Below are 24,218 nucleotides of genomic sequence, written 5' to 3' on the forward strand. Positions count from 1 at the left end.
GTCATTTCTATCGTAAAATGTAAATGTTTTTGAATACAGTACTTTAAATTAAGTGCTCGATTAATATTTAAAATTGATGAATATTGTTTTAAAAATGTCTTACTGTATGCCCCTAAATTGAATATTATATCCAAATGTCCTGCATTTCAAATTTGAGGGATAAAAATGTATTTTGTAAACCGATTTTGGTTAACACCATTTTATCCCACTTGAACCACAACACACTGCTTCATATTTCATGAATAAATGTCTGAATAAATGAGTTTGAATCGAAATTATACCGTTTCCAGTAAAGATATTGTAAAATTTAAAATAGCTACCGCTAAACCTGGCCATCTGCATACTCAATTCATGAAGATGTCTGAATATCAGCTTATGGCAATTTCATTAAGGCTCAATAAATGGAAATGCTCCCAAGCCTCTTTAATTAAGATAGTGATAAAATGGTGCAAGGGAAATCGATCTCTATAAATTACCTTTGGTCCCCTCTGAAGTTTTGCAAATCTCTTCCATTTGATTGAAACCCAATGGTTCTGTATTATAAAAGAGATTAAAAAATAATAAAACCTAACTACCGGATCCTTAGTGGATGTCCTTGCACCACTTTTATTAGCAAGGACATATGTGGACTCAATGGCAAATCTGTGTTTATACAATCTTCTAATCGATTTTGGAGATTTACATACCTTATAAACTACAAATGCTCGATGAAGTACACCATTTTTGCCTTTCTTTCCCATTTGATAGACAATACAGTCAACTATTTCTATCTCCACTGGGAACTTTGATTTTGAATTTAGGGTGTGTTTAAAGGATTTTGATTTTTTACCTTTTAGATTCTTTTTGAGTTCCTCACCATGTTGCTTCACCGGCATGAGGTGTGGGACATCTGATTCTTTTAGGTAGCTAAAGATTTTACCTGTGTAGAACTCCCTGTCTAACATTAAACATTTTATTTTCAGACCTAAACTCCGAATTAACTCAACACATGTTTTTATTCCATCTAAATTATTATCATTATCTTTCCAGGGAATAACAAGAAAGGTGAGGTGCTTATCCTGGTCCACAATCGATAAAGTCATGTAAGCAAAGAACTTGGTTGTCGATGCTTTCTTCTTGTTGCGTATAATATTAGGATCTTCTTCTTCGTCTTTAACCCCATAATATGGCTTGAGGGTTTTATCAATAGCAAAATTGTAAGCCCTGCCTTCTATAATTATGCCTTCCCCTGCCAATAAAAGTATTTTAGAGGAATCTGATTCTAATTTCTCCATGTCAATATTATGTAAATATTTCAGACAGGTTGTATGGGATGGCAAACCATCTGTCATTTTTACAAGTCCTGAAATCGAATTTTTAGAACATGCCGCTGCTATTGTTCCTCTTACAATTGTTTTTGAATCATAATATCTGCCATCTGGAAAGGAGATATGATCCTCAATAATATCACAGATCAATTCAAGTTTTCCAAGCTTCAGTCCTGTATCTGACTGGATTTTGCTGTTTTTTTGACCAAATATTGCCACAAGGATGATGTTTTGGAGGCAATATATATCTATTGATTGGCAATTGGTACATCAAAAAAACAAGATCATATTGAACATTTGTCTGATTCAGATTGTGCAAACATTCCACGGCACGCAGCAGAGGTTTTGACACAATATAATATTGAGAAGTACTTAACTATTTGAGTTTAGGCAGAAAACTCCGGGGTCTTATGTGATGAAATTTGCGGAATCTTTAAAGTACTGGAATAGTATAATATCTAATACGTGAATAATATGGCAGAAGGAGAGACACCAAAAACATGGATCTTCATCCGTGACGGTGACATAGTAAAAAACCATTCAATTGAAGGTTTAGCATTTGCCAGAATCATTACAGATGTACAGCGGGTAATAGATAATATCGGTGCTTCAAAATACGGAAAAGAATACAAAAAAGAAGACTTACGCCTGTACTTCAAAGATCTCCATGAAGGTAGTGTAGTCGCACCTATGTACCCAATATCATATCCCACATCACCTGACAACAAAAACCTTTTTACTGAAATAACGGGCATAATGGAACGCCTGATTACAACTCTGAATACAAAGCCGGATTTATTCCGGGAACAGTTAGAATCTGAGATAACATCTCCTCCTGAAAGAATAGGTCTTTTAAAGAGTCTTGCATCACTCTCTTCATCAAATACTCCCGTTGAGATCAAAACCTCAGTTGAAAAACCGCAGAAGGGTCACTTTATTCCGAAACATTACACCAGTTATCTCAATGATCTCCTTATAGACTATGGAGGATATGGTGAAGTATCCGTAAGCGGAGTTATTGTCAGAATAAACGGCGATAAAACATATTATTTTACAATTGAAGCGAAAAACGGTCATAAATATGTATGTTATTTTGACCCGTCTGAGGAGGACACAGTTAAATCACTTTATAAAAAATGGGTTGGGTTCAAAGGAGATATGACAAAAACCCAAAAACAGACGAAGATACATTCTGTTAAAGAACTTACTGAAGTTAAAACAGAAACTCTTCACAATGCTGAAAATTATGTATTCAAAGAACCCATAACATTCGATGTTCACTATGATAATGATGATAAGTTATGGTGTATTGAAAATGAAAGTCTTTCATTATCCGGATATGGAACAAGTTACAATAAAGCCTTAAACTCTTTGACCGATGAAATTGAAGGGCATATATTAAGCTTCACAAATTTTCCGGATGAAAAACACAGTTCTGAATCACTCAGGCTTAAAGAAAGATTGTCTGATTACATTGATTTCAAAGCCGCAAAGAGGATTATTGACGGAAAATATGGTGGTGTCTAAGGTTGTCACTGAAGAAACGTGATTTCTCAAAAGCCGCCACATCAAAAGGATATATCGAAGTTCGGGCCGGAAATCATGTCTTTTACAGGTTCACAGATTCTGAAGGAAAAATCTGTGATCAGGTTCATACCAAGATGAGTCATGGCAGTGCAAAAGACATATCAGACGATCTTCTTGCAAAAATGTACAAACAGATGAAGTTTGATAAAAAAACTGATCTTGAAGAGTACATAAAGTGCACGTTTACTGAAGAAAAATACCGGAATCATCTGAGAAATAAAGGTTATGAGGTGTAAAACCTTATGTGCAGAACTCTCAAAAACCTCTTCTCCCTGTAACGATTTAGCCGGAAATAAATCAGAGCATTTACAACAGGGCATCCCTTCATACAGGGAAATAAAAGACTGGCCTTTCTTCTGTCGGCCCTTGTTCTATACCGGGCACCGGAGTGTTATGTGATCATAAGTCCGGACGAAGAGAAAGACCGTTTTGTCCGTGAAATTGCCAAAGGGAATAAATCACTGGAAGATGTTACTGTGTGGCTCAAAGCCAGCGTGGAAAAAGAATAATTATTCTGCCAGGAGATCAAGTGTCCCCTTATGCCTCTTCATAAGCATTTTAAAGTCGTCCTGGCGTTGTGTTTTCCGGGATTTTTCTTCAGCTTTTAGAACATTTATTTCAGATTCAGGAATAGCTATTATTGTTTTTTTGTTATCCGGATTTACAGATGCTTTTACGGGGGATATAATATTCACTGATGAATGCTGGCGATATGCCCGTGATGCTTTCACAAATCTTCTGTTATATCTTAATTTGATTCCGTAATTCTGCATTAATTATACCTCCCCTTTATTATCACTATTATCTGCTGCATCCTGACCATCTCATATTTGTGCTGCACTGGAATTAATATTTAGATTAGGCATAGAAAGAATATCTGCCGGAAGATTTTTTACCGGGACAGTGACATGAACCATTTGGTCCGGCAAAAATAAAAAAGTCCTTCATTGGTTATCTTTGGCCAGGGCCTTATATGTCCGCCGTGCGGCTTTCATCAGGACCTTGTCTGTATCCTCAAATGAAGGAGTATATCCCTTTTCACTCCATTTAACCCCTTCAGAGATGATTATGCTTTCGGGGGACATCCCGGCAAGAATCCTTTTTCTCTAAGATTTCAGTGATGGGTTTGCAGGTTAATTTTTTTCGGGTCATTATTTCTCCAGAATCTGTATTATTTCCACATCTCTTCTAATTTCTCTTCCAATAAATCGCTGCATCTTAATTTCAGGTTTGCTGAAATTGATCTTCTGCCGCGTTTTTATTGTTAGCCTGTACTTTTATAGTGGCTAATCATCGGCTGAGATTTCACCCGCCCACAGGCACCTTCATAAGAATAGCAACAACCCCGCCGGCCCCGGCAACTCCGTAAAGGTTATATTTTTGTATGTGCCATACACACATATTAGTGCAATTACTCTGTAGATTACAGGTGTATTTTAGGTTATGGGAATACTTTTTTTTAAACTAAAAAAACCTGAACATCTTAATAATGCAGGAAATAAAACGGAGATTACCAAATGGAAAAAATGAGAAAAATTCAGGCAATACTCTTTGCAATCGGCGAAAATCCGCACATTGGCAAGACTGTTCTGATGAAATACATTTTTTTCACAGACCTCATTTACTACAACCAGCGTGGCAGTTTCCTCTTTAACAGCAGTCAGTATATAAGGCTCCCAAACGGTCCCGTTGACAGTGAAGCACTTGCCATATCAACCGAATCAAACCAGTATTTTGCCGTGGAAATAAAGAATACAAGATACAGGGCCCGCTCTAAAACTTATCTTACATGGAACTTCCGGGCAAAACAGCCCTGTGACCTCTCATATTTCACACCATATGAGAGAAAACTGATGAAGATGGTTCTCATAGCCCTAAAGAACCATCAGGCACGTCAGGTAAGTGACCTTACCCACAGACTCAGACTCTGGAAAGAGTTCTCAGACGGAGATGCAATTCCGGTGGAATACTTCTCCCTGACAGAATCTGAAATAGCACTCCTGGAAAGTCATGGTCTGTATATTGATGGTTTCCAGCGAAAATTCTGCGGGAAAGTAATTCCGGTATCAAAGGAAAATGCGGATGCGATTCATCCTTTAAACCCTGAAAGAATTGCTTCGGTAGAAGAAATCCTTGACAATCTGATTAAAGAGTATCCCCTGCCGGTTCTTGATGCCTTTTATGATGCATATCTGGCATGGGATGATGCCTTTAGAAGAGCACTCCGGATAAATCCGGATATTGCGTCGGAACTTACAGAAAAAGGCTGTGATGCAGTATGCTATGTTTCGGCCTCTGTTTCAACGGGCGATGAGAACAACGAAGAACTTAACAGGTACTGTGAGATGATGGAGGATGACTTTAACCGGACTTCTGATGAACTTCTAAGCAGTCATTCTTACAGGGAAAAAGAATTAAAAAACTCTCTTTTGGAGCAGACTATGGGTATCTCCCGCTCAATGGCTACCAGTCTGCCACCATCAGGGAGGAGGTAATCTGCCTTATTTTCATGACAGCAATGTCATAATCGGCTATTATTTTCACTTAGCAGATGTCTGGGGGAAGGCTGCAGCTATTGTTCTTGAGGATTCAGAACAGAATTATACAGGTACTTTTGTATGGGGGGAATGTTTTGGTATCGAAAACGGCGGGAAATGTGCAACTATAAAGAAGAAGATTGTACGTGAATTTCGCCGGGCAATTGCTGCACTTAAGAGAAATCCGTCAGTCAGTTCTCTAAATACACAAGCCATAACTGAAAAATGGAGAATTGCCGATATTATCTCTGGAATCTGCAGTGAGTCAGACTATGATCCGGTTGCTGTGTCTAAAATAATTTCTGAACTCAAAGATGATTATGAGAATGAATGTCTAAACAGATTTTCCCGCTTAAGTGATCGTAATTTCCTTAATCTCCACAGAAGGCGGACAGATTATTCAGAGTTATATGATGGCTTAACCGGTTTTATTGATGATCCGGATGACATCGAGGTTGTCCTCGATGCACATGATCTTGGTTTATCTGTGCCGGAAATTGTATTATGGACAGGTGATAAGGCTCACATCGCAATAAATCGTGAAAAAATTGTAAAACTTACAGATATTTCAGATGTCAGGTATCTTAGGGAGACAGCGGATTTATAAGTGATATTGAGCTACTAACTATGACCGAAAGTGCTTTTATGGCTGTTTTGGTTGATGGGTTAAATGATTGTTTCAGAGAGTATTCTGCCTACCGCCAGGCACTTTCATCAGGATAGCAACAACCCCGCCGGCCCCGGCCCCGATTCCGGCAGACAACTGCTGCCCTTTCTTACCGTTGCCAACCGCTTCAGATTTCCACCCTTCAAGACTCCTTGTCCGGTTCTAAAATATCACAACTCTTACTTTTCAATCCTCCTCTTCTGGCGTCTCGCACATCCATTTAACGTCCCGGTTTATTTTTGATAATCATATCGCGGGTGGTCTTCTCCGGCATTTTGATATTTTCACTTATGCGCTAAGAATCCCCAAAATTTTCCGGATTAAAAACCCATAAAGCTTAACATATGCCTGTGCAATATTAAGAAAAGTATAATTCCGGGTGTATCCTATGAACTCCAATTGCCACTCTGAACGGGCAGATGATAATAAGCAGATAAACAGGGATAAAACTAAACTTCAGAGGATAGTTGCAGCACTGAATAAAAATTACCCGTTTTTTGAGCAGAAATACAATATAAAAGAGATCAGCATAATCGGGTTATATGCCAGAGGTGAACAGACTAAGGAAAGCGATCTTGACATAATGGTTGATTTTAAAGAACCAATCGGATGGGAAGTTGTGGACCTCAGGGATGATCTTGAAAAACTGCTTGGGATTAAAGTTGATCTTGTCTTAAAATCCGGAGTTATGCAGAGAAAACGGCTCTATTCCGGAATTTTAGAGGATGCGGTATATGTCAAAGCGTGATATAAGACTCATCTTTGAAGACATCATTGAAGCATCCGATAGAATAGCAGATTATATCGGTGATTGTTCCAGGGAAGAATTTGAAACTGATCAAAAAACAATTGATGCGGTTGTCAGAAACATTGAGATTATCGGAGAAGCCATAGCCAATATTCCACCGGAAACGGCAGTGGTGTAAGCGACAGTAACGGGGTCTATGGTGACAATACCAAAGGAGATTATAGTGATGATAAATGTGGTGGAAGCACCAGATTTATATCAGACACATTTTTAATATTGTATATGTAATACCTGTATATCATGACAACAAAAGCTGTAAACCTCTCTGAAGAAGCATATAACAGACTGAACAAACTAAAATTAAATGAGAAGGAAAGTTTATCAAACGTAATATTAAGGGTTACTCCGCGTTTTAAGTCCTCTGATGAAGCTATTGAAGCATATGAAAAGAAACGTAAAGGGGATTACATTTCTGATGAGGAGGCAGAAAGAATCCTCAGTCTTGGGAAAAACGAATGATAATCTTTGATACCACCATATTGCTGGATTTAATGAAAAGCAGCAATAATCCCAATTATCAAAAAGCTGTTAAATTCCTGAAGTCTGTTATAGACAGCGGAGAAGGTTACTGCACAACCTTTTTAAATGTCTGTGAAATAAGACGGGGAGCATATTCATCTGATGAAAAGGAAAAAGAGCTGAAATTAATTGAATCTTTACTATACATCATTCCGGTTATTGAATATTATAATGATCTGTTCTATGATACTTACAGTTTGATATACTCAGGTCTTGTGAAAAATCAGAGTCGCATTGGCGATTTTGATGAACTTATTGCATCAATTGCAGTTTCACAGAATGCAAGACTTGTAACAAGAAATAAAGAGCATTTTGAAAGAATCAAAGAGATTGATGAATTCAGGGACTTTGAAGTGATTTCATACTAAATTACATCCCAGTGCAGAAAAATCTGACAGCTCACATCAAAAACAACTATTTTTCATGACATCCGGAGAATGGCTTTACAGCACGATACATAAAACCCCATGCAGGATAACTGTGGAAGAAAATCCTCCTTTGAGCTGATCCTTCTGAAGGATAAGCTGCTGAATGATGACCAGACACTTCTGCTCAAAGAGACCGGCATTAACCTGTCAGAGAATGAAGCACGGGTTTTTGCTTATGCCTGCCGGAATTTCCGGATAACACTTACTGATGTCCGTGCGGTTACGGGGAAGATGTGGCATGAGTGCAGAGGCATTACTGATAATCTGATTAAGCTTGGTCTGATAGATAAAGTTGCAGACTCTATCTTTGAACCTTCAAAGAATCTTGTTGACTCCGGGACTGTTGGAAGGATTAAAGCTGCACTGTGTGAGGCAGAAAGAGCTGCCGGTGAAGGAACAGGAAATCTTTCTGAAGAAGATAAAGCAGGAACAAAAACTAAGACCGGAACAGAAACTGGAAAAACTACAAATACTGATGATTCAGAAGCAAAAATCCCTGAGAAATTAACAGACACAGAATATAAAGTTCTTATTGCATGTAAAACACCACGTACAACTAAGGAATTAAATGAAATTACAGATATTAAAAGCCGGAGTTACTTAAGAGAGAAAATCATTGTTCCCTTAATAGAATCAGGACTCCTTAAAAAGACCATTCCGGATAAATCAAAATCACCAGATCAAAAATATGTAACAACAAAGGAAGGTCTGAATTATCTTATGACAGATAATTGAAAAATATAAATATTCTCTTCTTCATATTTCCACTTATTGATTTCAATAAGTTGGAAATTATCACTACTTACATGGTAACTTGACCACTACTTGACCACTACTTGACCACTACTTGACCACTACTTGTATGGTAACTTGTATGGTAACTTGTATGGTAACTTGTATGGTAACTTGCATGGTAACTTGCATGGTAACTTGCATGAACCATCATATCATCCAATTTACTTCCCACGATAATTCGGATTAAAGCAGAATTACCAAATACCACATCATCCTTATGGAATTCCGGCAAAAAATTAAAAAGCTTATTATGCCCCTGTACCAAATCTGAAAACAGGAGAACAGTCATATGTCCGGCTCAGATATTCGTTTTGTCCAGCGGTTTAATAATTATAAAAAAGCATTCTCAAATCTGAAAGGTGCTGTGGAACTCTCAAAAACACGGGAACTTTCAGATCTTGAAAAGCAGGGCCTGATCCAGGCTTTTGAATTCACCCATGAGCTTGCATGGAAGACTATGAAGGATTTTTTGGAGTATTATGGTACTGTTGCTTCAGTATATGGATCACGGGATGCAACCAGGGAATCATTTAAGATCGGCCTGATTAATAACGGGGATGTCTGGATGGATATGATTGTAAGCCGGAATAAAACAGTGCATACATATGACGAGGACGAGATGAATGCAATCTACAGGAAAATTGTAGATGATTACACTCCGGAATTTACATACCTGAAGGAAAGAATTCTTAAGGAGATTGAGAAAACTGAAGAGACTGAATCGGTTGGAGAAGCCAGATAAACCGGAGATGCTAAAGGGTTGGAGATACTGAGAAATTATGAGTTATTACCAGAACAGGATTGATTGTTTATGATTTTCGGGCTTAATGAAGAGACGATCTCACGCATTAATTCTGTTTTTTCAGAATTTTCCGGGATTGAGAAGGTCATTATATATGGTTCAAGAGCAAAGGGGAATTTCAGGGAAGGTTCGGATATTGATCTCACTATCTGCGGAAAAGATCTCAGCAGAGACTTAATCTATGAACTGAACAGAAGGATTGATTCACTGAATCTGCCCTACTCTTTTGACATTTCAATATTTAATGACCTGAAAAATGAGGAGCTTATAGAGCACATCAACAGGGCCGGCAAAATATTCTATTCTCATTCATCTGACCCGGAAAGTTCAGCACCAAATAATAAAAAACCAGATAATCCGGATAATTTAATATCTACTAAATAATGGATTAAAATTTCAGACAATTGAAAGAATACACTAAGGCAGGGTGTTATCAGAAAGGAGATCAAAGAGAGATTCTCAGTGATGATTTCATCTCATGGATTATGGAAGCACAACTGCACTCAGTTCCGGAAGGAAAAGCCACACTATCAACATTAAGTAATGATCCTGCTTTATTTGCGTTCAAAAGAAAGGATCTCAATGGGGCTGTCATTGACCGGAATAATGACCGGCTTGAGGTGCTCCGGAATGGAGTTTCGGGGGAGATTGTGATGATAAAAAGAAGTTATTCAGATTGATTCCAGATCAATAACCTTCAGTCCCGGAGATTTTTCCTGCATAATCTGAACAATGTCCGGGTGGCATGTGAAGAACAATATCTGATTTGTCTTTGAAAGTTTGAGTATTGCATCACAGCAGTTCCTCTTCCTCTCCGGATCAAAGTTCACTAAAATATCGTCAAAAATCACAGGCAGGGGTTCATTATTTTTACCATACACCGATATGTGCCCGAATCGTATGGCAAGATAAAGCTGCTCTGCAGTGCCTCTGCTAAGTGAATATGTATCAATCCTGTTTCCGTCATCAGCTTCAATCAAAATATCATCAGAGGATACCGGCTTTATAATCTTTTGATACTTTCCGTCTGTGATACTCCTGAAATAGTCCTGAGCAAGCCTGTAAACTTCAGGCTGTCTCTCATTTTCATATTTCTGTACAGCTTCATTTAAGATCTGCTGTGCAATTACATATTTTGCCCATCTTCTTGAGTCATCAAAGATCTCCTCGCGGAGTGCTTCATTATCCATTAAAAGCAGGGAGTAATCATCCTCTTTTTCAAGACCGGAAAGAATACTGTTTATTTCTCCGGATTTGACCTTCAGTGATTCAATCTCTTCCTGAATGTCCGACATTTCTGAATTCAGTTCACTAATTTCATTATTAACTTCTGAAATATCAGATGATTCAAGTGTGGATAAAAATTCATCGTATTTGCTGATATTTCCGGATGCTTTTTTTAACCGGAGTTCATAATCTGCAGCTTCTTTTTTAAGTTCTTCAGATCTCACCCATATATTATGGTTTTCTCTGAATTGAACTTCATTCTCAGAAGAACCACTTTTAAGCAGCTCTGTTTTATCATTTTCAGCCTTCTGCAGTCTGGCAGAATATTCAGCTGTTATTTTCCTGTGTCTTTCTTCAAGTTCTCTTAGATTTTTCAGGTATTTTGAGATATTTTCGTTCTCTTCAAGGGCATTTCCGAGAACATAAACTCCCTTTTCAACCGAATGCTGTGACTGTATGCCACATGCGTTAAGGACTACAGCCAGTTTACTCTCAAACTCTGACAAAGACTCTTTCAGCTTAGAGATCCTGCCTTCATTCTTACTGATTGAATTATGGATATTGCGTGCTTCTTTCACTAAAGAGAAGAGATCAAGAGCAGATTCCGGAGTTATATTCAGGTCAAGCCTAACAGATTTTAACCACTCCTGCCATTTGCCTTTTACTTCACTAAGATTTGATTCAGCCTGAGATTTCCTCCTCACGGTCTCCTCCAAAACCTCATTCTGCCTCTTTAAAGAACCATTTAACTGATCAATCTCTCTGCATATCCTTTCATATTCTGCAATACGGGTCTCCATTGAGTGATATTCCTGTTTTCGGCCGGCTATAGCGGAAGAATCCGGGATCATGGAAAAACCGCAAATCCGGGATTTATCTGTGAGTTCTTTCTCAGATTTCTCCAGTAAATTCTCTTTCTCCACCCTTAGTCTGGAAAGTTCAGAGTTCTTCTCATCCGGATTTTCAGAGTCATTAAAGAGATTTCTTTCATTCTGGTCATTTGTCCTCTTAATACCAAAGTAAAGAACAACTGCTGAAACTCCGAGGATTAAAAATATTACAACTCCTGTTTGTGTCAGATTCCCGGCTATCCCTGCAATAAGACCTATAATTCCGGCAACAACCAACAGAGCAGCGGGCCATAGCGGAATTTTATTGTTAATAAGTCTCTTTTTGTTCTCATAATCGGTTTTTGCCTGTGCCTCTTTTTCTCTTAGGTCATCCAGTACATATTTCTCCTGTTTCAGTTCAGAAATATGAGCTGAAAGACTCTCAAGAACAGAGAGTTTACTTACAAGTTCATCCTTTGGTATCAGACTCTTAATGTCAGAAAGACCTGCTTTAAGGCTGCTTACCTTATCTTCAGTCCCGCTTATAGCCTCCCCACAACTGAGTATTTCCCTCTCAATATCACGGATTTCACTATTCTTTTCAGAAAATTCATCCCTGAATTTTTCAATATTGGATTTTGCAGACTGTGAAGTATCAAAAGTAAGGAGGTCATCTGTTGTCCATGTATTGCTGATAACTTTAATACGGGACTTAAGTTCATCCGATAAACCGGTATTCTCTGAATTAAGGTCACTTACAGAATTTTTATCTGACTTATATTTCTCAAGTCCCTTCTCAAGGATCCGGATTTCATCCTTATTTAAGATAACATCTTCATCAATACTGATTTTTGAAATATTTTCTTCTGTACTGTTTAATTCCCTGTTTTCATCATCGAGGTCTGACTGTAAATCAGAAATTTTCTCATTCAGGCGTTCAAGTTTATCTACACCTTTCTCCGGAAATGAAGCTAATTCGGGCAGAGCAGATAATTCATCTTTGGCATTTTTAAGTCCTACCCAGTCCTCCCAGGCAGCTTTAATTCTTTCTTTTCCGCTCAATCTGGATTTTAGGCTCCTGATATTCGTCTTTTTGTCCAGAATATCCCTTTCAGTTTCTTCTTTTGTAATTTTGAGTTCTTCATATCTGCTCTGTGTATCTGAATATCTCTTCAGTTCAGACTGATTCTCTGTTATTTTCTTAATCTTCTTTGAAATCTCAGGGCCGCCCCTCGCTCCGGAATAATAAAGTTCCCGCTTCTTTTTATTCAGTTCATCTACCACATCCGAAATCGGGACTTTTGTCATCCCGGCTCCGGCACTCATCAGCTGACTCTGAATTTTTTCACCGGACAGTGTTTCGAGTTTCTGAAGTTCATCAAGTCCAAAAGCAAACACATTTTCAAAGAGGTTCTGATCAGCAGACCCGATTATCCGGTTTAAACCGGCATCTGTTTTGGAACCATCAGGCAGAGTCACACTGAAATTTCTGTTGCCGGACAATCTGGTTAAGTCATACTCCTTTCCCTCACTGGTGCTGACAGAGAGCCTCCCGCCAAGGGTACCCCCATTTAAGGGCTGATATTGATTGGTTGTGCCTGATTTTTTCGGAAATCCAAAGATTATCCTCCGGATAAATGCAAGAATTGTAGATTTTCCTGCCTCATTTGGTCCTTTAACCAGTGTAAGTCCGGGAGATATGTCATTTATCTGCTTTTTGTGAAAGAGTCCGAATCCGTCGATAAACATTCTGTTTATTTTCATTTTGAATCGCCTCCAACAAACCTGTCAAGCAGATATGTACGGGCCTCTTTTACAAGTGCCTCCATTTCATCATCTGAAAGGTTTTCAATAAACTTTTTACCTTTATTGCTTTTAAACAGGTCATCAAGTTTCAGACGGACTGATTGCAGTTTATCCTCATCCTTTAGTAATGAATCTGAGATCTGAACAATATCACCAACAATATCTTCCCTTTCAGCGACCTTTCCCAAATCAATTTCAGGCTCAGTATTGTCAATGATCTTCTCCAGATATACAAAATTGCTGTTCTCCTCTTCTTCATCCCTGAAGTGCCGGATAATATCGTCAGTTACACCATCTCCGGACAGCAGTGAATGAACGGGACTTCTTCCTGTCAGTGTCAGCCTTAAAAATGTTGGTTTATCTCCGGAATTTCGCCTGATCTTCTGAATTACATTCTCTATTTCTTTGATGAGGTCATTTTCATCAGGTATTCTGCTTACGTTTACAGAGATCTTTTCCCATTTTATCTCCGCTGTTTCAATGAACTCAGTCTGAGTTATTCCACCGTTACTAACCGTTACAATATAACATCCACGTGCTCCGGATTCTCCCATGTCCCTGCCCTGAGGATTTCCGGGATACACAATCGCAGGTCCGGATTTCTGAATAATCTGTGGTTTGTGGATATGACCAAGTGCCCAGTAGTCATAATTTTTATCTGTGAGGTCCTTTACAGAACATGGAGAATAAGGCTCATGACCTGTATCTGTTCCCAGATTACAGTGAAGCATACCGATTGTAAAAGGCCATGAATTATCCTTTTCCGGATAATATTTTGTCAGATTTACAATCGTTTTAGACTGTTTATAGCTTATACCAACAATTGCAGCTTTTTTCTTCCCGCCGGATTCATAAAAGTGGCACTCGGGGTTATTTCCGGACATTATGTTAACATTGGAGGGCCAGTCAATCTTTGCTGACCATCCGCTTAACGGGTCATGATTACCAAAGGCGAGATATACAGAAATATCATGTTCTGATAATTTTGCAAGTCTTCTCCGGAATTCCAGCTGTTCATAGATTCTTCTGTCAGCACTATCGTATATATCTCCGGAGATTAACAGGAAATCCACTTTATTATCTATGCAGTGACTGACGATATTATCAAATGCAGTAAAGGTTGCTTTTGACAGTTTTTTTGCCAGGTCCTGATTCATACCGGAAATACCACAGAATTTACTTCCAAGGTGCAGGTCTGCCGTATGAATAAATTTCAGAACGTCCGGACTATTGGATACTGAAGTATTAGTTTTAGATGTCATAAAAATCCCCAATTATCAATAATAATGAGTATATTCTAAATAAAATAAGTTTGTAACTATTCGCCCTATCAATTCTTGAACTCTGTATGGATTTCCCTGAAATAACCTTTTAAGAGCCCCAAATACAGATTTGCCGCATTTTCTGACTGTTGAAATATAACTTCTAATTCTGCAGAACCTTTCTGCACCGGCAATAGATCTAAAGGTACCCGATATTTTCTGTTGTACTTTCATCATGCGTACATCTCTCTCTGCAAGGTTGTTTGTAAATGGGACTAAGGAATTGTACATGAACCGCAGTATATCTTCTTCATAATCTCTGAGCCTAACAAGTAAGTTGAAAGGTTTTGAATTTTTTACTCGCCCTCTTTGCCCGGCTTTTTTTTCAGCAGGAGGTGGATTTTCTTTGAATCCAGATTCAATTATTTTCATATATTTAATTCGGAATTTTTCAAGCTCTAAAGGATCCTTTTTATCCTCAATGAAAATATAATGGTAAATTTGCTTATAAAGATCAATCATATCCTTTGCCCAATTTTGTTTGTATCCTTCCCAAACTCCGTTTAATTCTCTCATTATATGGGCATTGCAATAAGAATGTGTACAATTATATTTTGAATAACCAACCCAAAAATCATGTACTAATACACCATCATACTGTGGAAGTACTCCCATTTCATCAGTTGCAACAGATCCTCTTTTAGGATGTACTGCGTACAATGTCAGGTGTTCATTTCCAATTGAATGAAGCCACCATCTTTCTCCTATAACTCTAAGCCCAGTTTCATCAGCATTTAATACAGAGGATTTAATCAATTCCTCTCTTAAATCATATTCAAACTTATTAAGAGTTGTATGAGCGTTTTTTTCAAATGCAATTATTGTGGCTGGGCTTATGCTGATACAGTGTTGATCAATGAAATATGTCTTTTCTTTCTCATACGATGTGAATATCTGATTTTTAATGTATAGCGCATTCGTTTTTAAATTATCTCCATACTGGACAGTTTGATTAACATTTTCCGGGAAAGGACCCACTATTCTACGCCCGCATTTTGGACAATACTTAACTTCTGCCCTAAATTCGGTTATGCGGGGATCCACAGGTGGAGTGTCAAAAACTTGCCGACGAATATATTTTTCAGATTCCACATCGCTGAGATCATTCCCACAAGGACATGTGTTAACCTCATAATAGTTTCAAAAAAATTAATGTGTCGACCAGCGAATGATTCTAAAGTAAAAGAAAATTTATTCCAAATTATAACTTAAAAAACGTTAATTTGAGGGGAAATAATTTGCAGATCTACGTGAATTCTATTGTTTATAACAAGTCTATCTCAGATGGACCAGGTATCAGATCAGTTGTATATTTACAAGGATGTACCAGACATTGTCAAGGATGTCATAATAAAAGTACATGGGCCACAAATTGTGGTCTTAAATATGATGTAGCTAAACTTGCACAAGAGCTTAAGGAAAATACTTTAAATCAAAAAATTACAATTTCTGGGGGAGAACCCTTATTTCAAAAGAAAGCTGTTATATCTTTAATTAAAGAACTCAAAGAATGTAATCTTTGTCTTTATACAAGTCACAATTACGACGAAGTTCCGATTGAGATATTGCCTTATTTAAATTATCTTAAAGTTGGTAAATATGAACAGAAATTCCGATGTACCACTATTCCCTACATTGGATCAACCAACCAAAAATTCATAGAACTTAATAAGGAGGACTAATTTTGGGAGAAAATAATGAGAATGCATCAGATAGGAAAAGTTATGTGGGTTCTCTTTTCAATCTTGGAACAAATTTTGCAAAAAAAGAAACTTTGGATAATCTCCCAAAAGATTGGAGTGAACTCCATGTTAATGGACAAATTTACATCCATGATTTAAATGCTTATGGAAGAACATATAATTGTCTTAATTTCGACCTTCTGAAGAAATTTCCTTTTGAGCAATTAAATATATATAATGATACTCAGAAAATTTTGGAAACATTCAGGTATTTTAGAGATATTATTACAAAAATAGGTAATGAACAGTCTGGAGGTATGGGATTTCCAAATTTTGATGAAGAAATTTCAATTATTTTTAATAGGCTTCATATTGAAGCCAATGACAAAAATCTGGAACTTCTTGCAGCATCAATATTTTCTTTTATATTATGGATAAATGGGGTGCATGAAAGATGTGGCCAGACAAGTTATTATGTAACATTAAACCTTGGTTTAGCTACTGATTTTATTGGACAAAAAGTTACAGGATATGCGCTAGATGCCTTTCGAAGATCTGGTGCAAAAGTATTCAAACCAAATATTGTATTTAAAGTAAAAGAAGGTATCAATCTAAAAAAATCAGACCCTAATTACTTTCTTTTTGAACTGGCTTTGTCGACAACATGTGAAAAAATGATACCCACTTATATCTTATGTGATTCTGAATCAAATAAAAATATAAACCCTAAAAATCTTTCAGTGATGGGCTGTCGAACACGTGTTGTTCACAACATTTTTGGTGAATCTACCGGGATTGGCAGAGGTAATATTGCAAACATTACTATTAATCTTCCAAAAATCGCATTAGAGGTAAATACTGCTTATCCTTCAGTCGAAACAGAACAAAAAGTATCATTATTTATTGAAAAGTGGAAAAAAGTTGCTTCTTTAGTAGTAGATATTCTGATGGACAGATATAAAAAACTCATTCAAATGGATAAAAGCTACTTTCCAACAAATACGGCTTATGACTTATGGATAAATGATTTTTCTACTGCTCCAACACTTGAAGAAATTTTTCGTAATGGAACCCAAGCACTTGGATTTATTGGATTGTCCGAAACCATTGAGATACTTTCTGGTTCACGTTATTATGAAACAGATTATGGAACAGAGATTGCAATGAAAATTGTAAGTGAAATGCGTGCATATACTGACAATTTGATAGAAGTTCATAATCTTAATTTCTCATTACTAGCAACTGCAGGGGAACAAATTTCGGGAGTCCTTCCTGAAAAGGATAGTATGAATTATTGTCATCCTGTCCTTGAGAAAGAGTTCTATACAAACTCTTTCCATGTAAATGTTGATTCTGGTCTTACACCTTTTGAAAAAATTGAAAAAGAAGGTCCATTTCATACCTTATGTAATGGAGGATGTATTTCTTACGTAGAATTTCAGTCAGCTCCTATCTCCAATACTGAGGCTCTCTACGAGTTAGTCTGCCATGGCATTACCTGTGGTGTTCATTACCTAGGATTTAATTTCCCTATTGATTTGTGTAATAAATGCGGAGAAAAAGGAGTTTTTGACATTTGTGATTCTTGTGGAAGTGATGATATAACTCGCATCCGTAGAGTATCTGGATATCTGGAAGTATTAGATTATTTCACCACAGGAAAGAAAAATGAAGTAAAAAAACGTCGACCAAATACATAGTTCATGTTTAAATAATCACTGGAGATAAATCAATGGAAAATAGACCAAAATTGCATATATCGATTGAAGGTATGGATGGCGTAGGTAAAAGTACTACATCAAAAATGCTAGCAGAAAAACTAGATCTAATCCTTGTTGAAAAACCTCTCCATTATCTTCTAGAGAATGAGGGCAGTATAGAAAATTACCTTAAAATTCGTGATTATGTAAATAAGCAGGAAGATCGTGTTTTTACTTCATGGTTTTACGGACTTGGAAATGTATATCTTTATCATAAATTTAAAGGACAAAAAATTATTACTGACAGACATTTGCTCTCTAATTATTGCTGGAGCGGCACTACTGAAAGTGAGATAGTGTTTGATGCACTGGTAAATGCTCTTGGCCAACCGGATTTTACATTTGTTCTAAAAGCAGACGAAAAAGTTGTTAGGAAAAGACTTATTGAAAGAAATATAGAGGATCCAGATCTTCCAAAAATAAATTTTATTCCTGAAGCTTATAAGAAGATGGAAGCGTTCTTAAAGAAATATCATATGAAATCTGCAATAATCAATACTACCTCACTTAACCAGGATGAAGTGTGTGAAATCATTATTAAAAAACTTAAATCTGAAGGTCTGGTATAAATGGCTAATGAAAAAATTGTCTGTGATACACTTTTTATTGATATGAAATATGTTATTTTGTATCATAAACTTGGGTTTGAAGAGACATCTCCAGATATATTTGAAAAAAGTTTCAATGACGGCAATATCGTCATTTTTTCAGAAAATCAAAATTTTTATTATAAAAATAAATATTATCCCCTTCTTGATCACAAAGATTTTGTAATTCTGGAATGCCTCAACCGATTATTAGAAATAGGTTATTCCTCAGATGAGATTTATCTTAATAGTAATTACTATGATATTGAATTAATTCAAAATGAAATACCTCTGCTAAACATCATTTGTGAACAATGGGGAGATGATTTTAAAGGAAAAATTGATTCATTTCAAAATTTAAAAGAGATTCCTTGTGTAATTTATACATCTAAATTATCAGGTGGTCTAATTGATGTGATCAGTTCCATCTTTTATAGAAATAATATCTATAATCATGGAATTTTTGAAGATGGATGTGTCCCATTCAATTTTAAAGAATCAGATTTATGGAATTCAATTCAGATAAATGAATACCCTCCTGATTTTGAAGTAGAAAATGATGTCCTTCTCAAATATTCTGGAAACGATGAAAATGTTATAATTCCTGCTGGAATTATAAAAATAGAATCAGGGGCATTCTGGAATTGTACCTTTATTTCTACTGTATATATACCTGAGACTGTTCATTCAATTGGCGGAGATGCATTTGTATATTGTACAAACTTATTGAAAATAAACTTGCCTTCAAGTCTAAATGAAATCGGGGATGACCCATTTGCAGGGTGCCTTTCAATAAGAATTGAAAATGATAGTGATGCCTTTATACTTGAAAATGGCGTTCTATTTGATCGTGAAAAAAAGAGACTGATCCATTATAATTCAAACAATATAAGTAAAGATTACACCATTCCAAACACTGTTGAATGGATTGGTAAACATAGCTTTTATAAATGCAACTATCTTGAAAAAGTGGTGATCTCAGAGAATGTTAATTTTATGGGGAACAATCCTTTCTCAGATTGCGAAAATCTGATTCTAGAGAATCACAGCCCACACTTTGTTTATGAAAATGGCGCTCTCCTTAATCATGACAAAACTTTGCTTATGCATTATTCTAAGGGACTAAAAAAAGAGAAATATATAATTCCTGATACTGTTCGTACTATCGGCCGAAATTCTTTTTGGAATTGTATTAATTTGAGGAAAGTGGTCATTCCAGAAAGTGTTCGACAATTGGGATATAATCCATTTTCTCATTGTACAAACCTAGAACTGGAAAATCATAGCCAATTTTATGCAGAAAATAATGGAATTCTTTACGATAGAGATTACAAAGAACTTGTGTGTTGCACAAATATTACTGCACAGAAAGGTGTAATTATTCCAGATGGTCTTCTTAGTATCGGGAGAAATTCATTCAGTGGTTGCGAAAGTCTTGAAAAAATTATTATTCCTGATTCGGTAAAAACCATAGCAAGAGGTGCATTTAGTGATTGTACTAAATTAAAGGATGTTACACTGCCAAAAAATCTTGAGAGTATAGGAGAATGGGCATTTAGCTACTGTGAAAATTTAAAGTCTATTGAAATAACTTCTTCGACAAAAACTGCAATTAACTCTTTTCGTGGAACTGATGTGGAGATTATCATAAAATGAATTTTTCACATATATCTGACTATGGCAAGCCTAATGCCAACAATATTTTAATTGAAGGAGAAAACCTCATTGTTTTAAATCAATTATTAGAAGAGTATGAAAAGAATATTGATGTAATCATTATTGATCCACCATATAATACTGATATTCATTATATCGGTTATAAGGACACTGCCTTTATCGGAGGGTGGGGAAAATTTATGAAAAACAGACTTTCAATTGCAAAGGAATTTTTATCAGAAACTGGCGTTATGTTTATAAATATTGATGAAAATGAACTTGTAACTCTTTTAAATATATGTTATGGATTATTTGGTTTAAATAATGTGAACTTATTAGTCTGGCCTAAGGTGGACGTTCGTTTCGATAAAAACCGAATTGAAAAATCAATAAAAAACATACGCTCAGCTCATGAGTATATTATACTTTGTTATAATAATAAAGAAAAGACTCATTTTAAAAATACATCTGAAGATAAGCCTCTTGAATCTGTTATATTTGGACTTGGAACAACATCCTCAGCAAAGGATGAAATTGCAGAACTTCTTGGAGATCGAACAAAGTTCTCTACACCAAAACCTGTTGCTCTTATAAAAGAATTGATTCATGTGTCTTCAAATAAATCATCAATAATTCTTGATTTTTTTGCAGGAAGCGGCACAACGGGTCACGCTGTAATGGATCTTAATAATGAAGACGGAGGATTTAGAAAATTCATCCTTATAACCAATAATGAAAGTAATATTTGTAAATCTGTAACATGTCCACGCCTAAAGAATTGCATTAAGATTAACAAATATTCAGATGGATTTTCATTTTTTAAGGCCGAATACTGATATTTTTATGACCCATAATTTTTAATGAGATAATTTAAAGTTTCAATTGCTCCTTCAAAAGTTTTAACTTCAATTACAGGAGCATGAATTCCCATTTTATTTACTTTTTCCATAACATAATCAAAATCAATACAACCATGTCCTACGGGATCATGGGTGTCTGTTAATCCATCATTATCATGAAGATGTATTTCACTTTCCGCACCCTTGGGGAAATCAGCAGGAAAATTATTGAGTAATATCCGAAGAAGTCAGGATTTTAATTAAATTATCAAAGTTATATGTGGTTGGTATCATATCCATAATGTGAGGTAATGTGATAATGGATAATAATTTGTACTTATAAATTCAAAATATAGAATACATTATGTCAAATGGTATCTTCAAAGAATTAGAATCCGTAATAACTCCTGATCGGATAGATAATTCTCCGGATAAAGACATAATATATTTGCTCATCTCAGCCTTTGAGGAACTATCTGCAAAATACGATAAATTATATGAAGAGCATCTTCAACTCAGAGATGATTACAATCATCTAATTGGTGAACAGGGTAGGCCGGAAGCCGCAAAAAAAGGAAAAAGAAAAGGGGGTTCTGGCAATAAAAATCATTCTACTGAGGAGGAACGCTCAAAAAAAGAGAAATCAGATCAAAATAATCCAAATAAAGGCAGAGGAAAACGTAATCATAAAATCGAAATCCATGAAGAAAAGATCTGGTACTCTGACAAAAATAAACTTCCGAAAGATGCAGTTTTTAAAGGCTTTTCTGAATTAATCATACAGGACATTGAAATTCGTCCGAGAAATACAAAGTTTTTACTTGAAAAATATTATTCCCCTTCAGAAGGAAGATATCTCTTAACTGATCGACCTCAAGGATATGGTGGAGAATTTGGTCCTGGAATAAAGGCACTTATTATTGAATGCAAAGCAATTTGTGGAATGAGTGAAAATGGAATTAGAGCCTTTTTAAATAACCATGGTATCTTTATAGCCCAATCTACAATCTCAAGGAAATTAACTGAAAAGAATGAGGTTTTAGATAAAGAATCGGAAGATATACTAAAAGAAGGAATAAAGTCCTCCGATTACCTCCAGACAGATACAACTGGAGCTAATGTAAATGGCACTCAATATAATACACATATCTTTTCAAACCATAATTTCACAGCATTTAGAACTTCTCCAAAAAAGGATAGAATTAGCATAGTTAAGCACATTATGGAAGTTTTAGAACCCAAGTACCTATTCAATGAGTTTGCCTTTGAACATTTATCCAATCTTAGAACCGCAAAAAAATGGATCAAAAAACTTAGAGAAAATATTTACAACTCTTGCTTTAGTGAATTTGAATTAGAAAATAGTTTGGTTGAGTTATTTGGTCAAGAAGGGTTTAAAACGCTTAAAAAGCGAGTTACTGAGGCTGGATTGATTGCTTATTACAGATCACAGAAAGATTACCCAGTTCCAAAAATTCTTCTTACAGATGATGCACCCCAATACGACAATATCACTGAAGAACACCAGTTATGTTGGGTTCATGAAGCCAGACACTATAAAAAATTAAAACCTAAAACTGCTGTAATGAGAAAAGTCCATGAAGATTTCATGGATCGGTTTTGGGCATTTTACAGAGAGATGAGAGCATATAAAGACAATCCATCTCCAGAGTGGGCATTAAAAATTAGAAAGGACTTTGATGAGTTATTTAACAGCGAGACTGAATATAAAGAGTTGAACCTAAGAATTGAGAAGACACACCGGAATAAAGACTTCTTACTCACATTCTTAGATCACCCTCACGTCCCTCTTCATAATAATGATGCTGAGCTTGGAGCACGAGCACAGGTCAGACATCGTGATATAAGCTTATTTACAAGAAATGAGAAAGGAACAAATGTTGTAGACAGAAATTTAACAATTGTTAAAACTGCTAAGAAGTTGGACATAAATCCCTTTGATCATATAGCCGGTTTGATCATAAATGGTCATAGACAAAAATCACTTGCTGAGATAATAGCATGCAAAAACCAGAAAGCAACCTTGGATGATCTTAAAATAGAGGGTAAAAATTCAGTTGCTGCAAAAGAGGACCTTTCAAATGTACCGGTAGGTCAACACAGATACATTTCATCCAACTTATAAAAATTCATTTTTAACCTATTTCTCCGATTTTGGATATGATACTGTGGTTGGAATAATTGTTTTTCATTTTTCCTAAGCTTTTTGTATATTCCGGATAGATCTGAACAGTAAGTCCGCCAAAAATGAACACCTTGTCCGGCGAAACTGGACAGTGAGTCCGTCCAAAATGAACACCCATTCCACAGAACCTGAACAGTTTACATCCATGATACAGAGTAGCCTGAATATTATGTTAGGCAGTGTAATCCATACCAGTTGACGAGGTATCCCTGATCGTAAAAGTATCTCCTTACAGGAAAAATAAGAACATTAGAATTACTTCCAGACATAACAATTTCAGCAGAATTAGCCTCTGAATGTTCTCCTTGCAAGACGGGATGAGGTAAAATGGCTTGCAGGATGAGATGCGGCCGATGTGATAGGATGGTTACTGGGGTTGGCCACTGAGAATTATACTTGATGGGTGAAATGTGGCATGACAAAAAGTGTTCAGTCCCGCCGGAAGAACTGTTCAAAAATTTCGGAACTACTGTTCAACGCCAGCGGACTTACTGTACAAGGGAGAACGGAACTGGTGTGTGCGACAAGAAAAGCTGTAACATAGATTGCGTAAGCTATCCTCTTCGTTTGGGATATCTCTACCGCAGCATGCATTTTTGGTAACAGATTTGTGTGAAGCCTGTGGAACAACGTGGAGAAAATCAGGAGTCTAACCTGATCAATCTGCCAGAGAAAGGATGCCATGGAGAAGCAAACGCTGAATCATCGTATGGGTCGTTATCCGTGACAAGCGAAATTTAGGCTGCTGCGCTTGAACCAAAATGGTATGGAATCAGGTTATGTTGAAAACACCAACGATATAACAAACGAACAGACGGTTCCCGGCTTAGAGATGGCTCCTAAAGCATCTATA

General features: G+C 36.4%; 24 protein-coding genes. 18 read left to right on the forward strand and 6 right to left on the reverse strand.

Annotation, left to right across the window (positions count from 1 at the left end; translation table 11 throughout):
* Window positions 1-368 precede the first annotated feature (368 nt).
* Window positions 369-1,526 carry a transposase gene (locus L6E24_RS02370; protein WP_257743129.1) on the reverse strand — a complete coding sequence of 386 codons (1,158 nt, stop codon included), beginning with the start codon at window positions 1,524-1,526 and terminating at the stop codon, window positions 369-371.
* A gap of 255 nt (window positions 1,527-1,781) precedes the next feature.
* Here L6E24_RS02370 and L6E24_RS02375 point away from each other — a divergent pair, with 255 nt between their 5' ends.
* Both L6E24_RS02375 and L6E24_RS02380 read left to right on the forward strand, forming a co-directional pair.
* Window positions 1,782-2,834: a hypothetical protein gene (locus L6E24_RS02375; RefSeq protein WP_257743130.1), complete on the forward strand. Its 1,053-nt coding sequence runs from the start codon at window positions 1,782-1,784 to the stop codon at window positions 2,832-2,834.
* Window positions 2,835-2,836: 2 nt separating this feature from the next.
* Window positions 2,837-3,130 carry a hypothetical protein gene (locus L6E24_RS02380; protein WP_257743131.1) on the forward strand — a complete coding sequence of 98 codons (294 nt, stop codon included), beginning with the start codon at window positions 2,837-2,839 and terminating at the stop codon, window positions 3,128-3,130.
* A gap of 273 nt (window positions 3,131-3,403) precedes the next feature.
* Here L6E24_RS02380 and L6E24_RS02385 read toward each other — a convergent pair whose 3' ends face one another.
* Window positions 3,404-3,667 carry a hypothetical protein gene (locus tag L6E24_RS02385; protein ID WP_257743132.1) on the reverse strand — a complete coding sequence of 88 codons (264 nt, stop codon included), beginning with the start codon at window positions 3,665-3,667 and terminating at the stop codon, window positions 3,404-3,406.
* A gap of 171 nt (window positions 3,668-3,838) precedes the next feature.
* Window positions 3,839-3,979, reverse strand: a complete 141-nt coding sequence (locus L6E24_RS02390) for a hypothetical protein (RefSeq protein ID WP_257743133.1) — start codon at window positions 3,977-3,979, stop codon at window positions 3,839-3,841.
* A 432-nt stretch (window positions 3,980-4,411) separates the two neighbouring features.
* Here L6E24_RS02390 and L6E24_RS02395 point away from each other — a divergent pair, with 432 nt between their 5' ends.
* The 10 genes from L6E24_RS02395 to L6E24_RS02440 all read left to right on the forward strand — a co-directional run bounded on the left by L6E24_RS02395 (window position 4,412) and on the right by L6E24_RS02440 (window position 10,130).
* Window positions 4,412-5,389 carry a type II toxin-antitoxin system antitoxin SocA domain-containing protein gene (locus L6E24_RS02395; protein WP_257743134.1) on the forward strand — a complete coding sequence of 326 codons (978 nt, stop codon included), beginning with the start codon at window positions 4,412-4,414 and terminating at the stop codon, window positions 5,387-5,389.
* Window positions 5,390-5,717: 328 nt separating this feature from the next.
* Window positions 5,718-6,038, forward strand: a complete 321-nt coding sequence (locus tag L6E24_RS02400) for a hypothetical protein (protein WP_257743135.1) — start codon at window positions 5,718-5,720, stop codon at window positions 6,036-6,038.
* Between the two features lie 448 nt (window positions 6,039-6,486).
* Entirely contained in the window at window positions 6,487-6,846 is a 360-nt protein-coding gene (locus L6E24_RS02405) for a nucleotidyltransferase family protein (protein WP_257743136.1), read from the forward strand.
* Window positions 6,833-7,024 carry a HepT-like ribonuclease domain-containing protein gene (locus L6E24_RS02410; protein ID WP_257743137.1) on the forward strand — a complete coding sequence of 64 codons (192 nt, stop codon included), beginning with the start codon at window positions 6,833-6,835 and terminating at the stop codon, window positions 7,022-7,024. The genes L6E24_RS02405 and L6E24_RS02410 overlap by 14 nt, the downstream gene beginning before the upstream one ends.
* Window positions 7,025-7,146: 122 nt before the next feature.
* On the forward strand, window positions 7,147-7,365 hold the full coding sequence (locus L6E24_RS02415) for an antitoxin VapB family protein (RefSeq protein WP_257743138.1): 219 nt from the start codon (window positions 7,147-7,149) through the stop codon (window positions 7,363-7,365).
* A gap of 32 nt (window positions 7,366-7,397) precedes the next feature.
* Window positions 7,398-7,793: a type II toxin-antitoxin system VapC family toxin gene (locus L6E24_RS02420; protein WP_257743139.1), complete on the forward strand. Its 396-nt coding sequence runs from the start codon at window positions 7,398-7,400 to the stop codon at window positions 7,791-7,793.
* Window positions 7,794-7,892: 99 nt separating this feature from the next.
* Window positions 7,893-8,588: a Fic family protein gene (locus L6E24_RS02425; RefSeq protein ID WP_257743140.1), complete on the forward strand. Its 696-nt coding sequence runs from the start codon at window positions 7,893-7,895 to the stop codon at window positions 8,586-8,588.
* A gap of 349 nt (window positions 8,589-8,937) precedes the next feature.
* Window positions 8,938-9,390, forward strand: coding sequence for a nucleotidyltransferase substrate binding protein (locus L6E24_RS02430; protein WP_257743141.1), 453 nt, complete (start codon window positions 8,938-8,940; stop codon window positions 9,388-9,390).
* A 69-nt stretch (window positions 9,391-9,459) separates the two neighbouring features.
* Complete coding sequence (locus L6E24_RS02435) at window positions 9,460-9,834, forward strand: nucleotidyltransferase domain-containing protein (protein WP_257743142.1); 375 nt, start codon at window positions 9,460-9,462, stop codon at window positions 9,832-9,834.
* Window positions 9,835-9,854: 20 nt separating this feature from the next.
* A complete protein-coding gene (locus L6E24_RS02440) occupies window positions 9,855-10,130 on the forward strand; it encodes a hypothetical protein (protein WP_257743143.1) in 276 nt (91 codons plus the stop codon).
* Here the strand turns inward: L6E24_RS02440 and L6E24_RS02445 are convergent.
* From L6E24_RS02445 to tnpC, 3 genes are read right to left on the reverse strand one after another with little or no spacing between them, the layout of a single operon-like run.
* Window positions 10,122-13,271, reverse strand: a complete 3,150-nt coding sequence (locus tag L6E24_RS02445; protein ID WP_257743144.1) for an ATP-binding protein — start codon at window positions 13,269-13,271, stop codon at window positions 10,122-10,124. The genes L6E24_RS02440 and L6E24_RS02445 overlap by 9 nt on opposite strands.
* Window positions 13,268-14,575, reverse strand: a complete 1,308-nt coding sequence (locus tag L6E24_RS02450; RefSeq protein WP_257743145.1) for a metallophosphoesterase family protein — start codon at window positions 14,573-14,575, stop codon at window positions 13,268-13,270. Before L6E24_RS02450 ends, L6E24_RS02445 begins: the two co-directional genes overlap by 4 nt.
* Before the next feature lie 15 nt (window positions 14,576-14,590).
* On the reverse strand, window positions 14,591-15,727 hold the full coding sequence (tnpC, locus tag L6E24_RS02455) for an IS66 family transposase (protein ID WP_257743146.1): 1,137 nt from the start codon (window positions 15,725-15,727) through the stop codon (window positions 14,591-14,593).
* Window positions 15,728-15,885: 158 nt separating this feature from the next.
* Between tnpC and L6E24_RS14735 the strand changes: the two genes are divergently transcribed.
* From L6E24_RS14735 to L6E24_RS02480, 6 genes are all read left to right on the forward strand, one after another.
* A complete protein-coding gene (locus L6E24_RS14735; RefSeq protein ID WP_373021284.1) occupies window positions 15,886-16,317 on the forward strand; it encodes a 4Fe-4S cluster-binding domain-containing protein in 432 nt (143 codons plus the stop codon).
* 2 nt (window positions 16,318-16,319) lie between these two features.
* On the forward strand, window positions 16,320-18,017 hold the full coding sequence (gene nrdD, locus L6E24_RS02460) for an anaerobic ribonucleoside-triphosphate reductase (RefSeq protein WP_257743147.1): 1,698 nt from the start codon (window positions 16,320-16,322) through the stop codon (window positions 18,015-18,017).
* 32 nt (window positions 18,018-18,049) lie between these two features.
* Window positions 18,050-18,646, forward strand: a complete 597-nt coding sequence (locus tag L6E24_RS02465) for a nucleoside/nucleotide kinase family protein (RefSeq protein WP_257743148.1) — start codon at window positions 18,050-18,052, stop codon at window positions 18,644-18,646.
* A complete protein-coding gene (locus tag L6E24_RS02470; RefSeq protein ID WP_257743149.1) occupies window positions 18,647-20,320 on the forward strand; it encodes a leucine-rich repeat domain-containing protein in 1,674 nt (557 codons plus the stop codon).
* A complete protein-coding gene (locus L6E24_RS02475; protein ID WP_257743150.1) occupies window positions 20,317-21,156 on the forward strand; it encodes a DNA methyltransferase in 840 nt (279 codons plus the stop codon). The genes L6E24_RS02470 and L6E24_RS02475 overlap by 4 nt, the downstream gene beginning before the upstream one ends.
* A 367-nt stretch (window positions 21,157-21,523) precedes the next feature.
* Entirely contained in the window at window positions 21,524-23,305 is a 1,782-nt protein-coding gene (locus tag L6E24_RS02480) for an IS66 family transposase (protein WP_257741442.1), read from the forward strand.
* The last annotated feature ends 913 nt before the right edge of the window (window positions 23,306-24,218 follow it).

It is taken from the genome of Methanoplanus endosymbiosus (assembly GCF_024662215.1).
Lineage (GTDB): Archaea > Halobacteriota > Methanomicrobia > Methanomicrobiales > Methanomicrobiaceae > Methanoplanus > Methanoplanus endosymbiosus.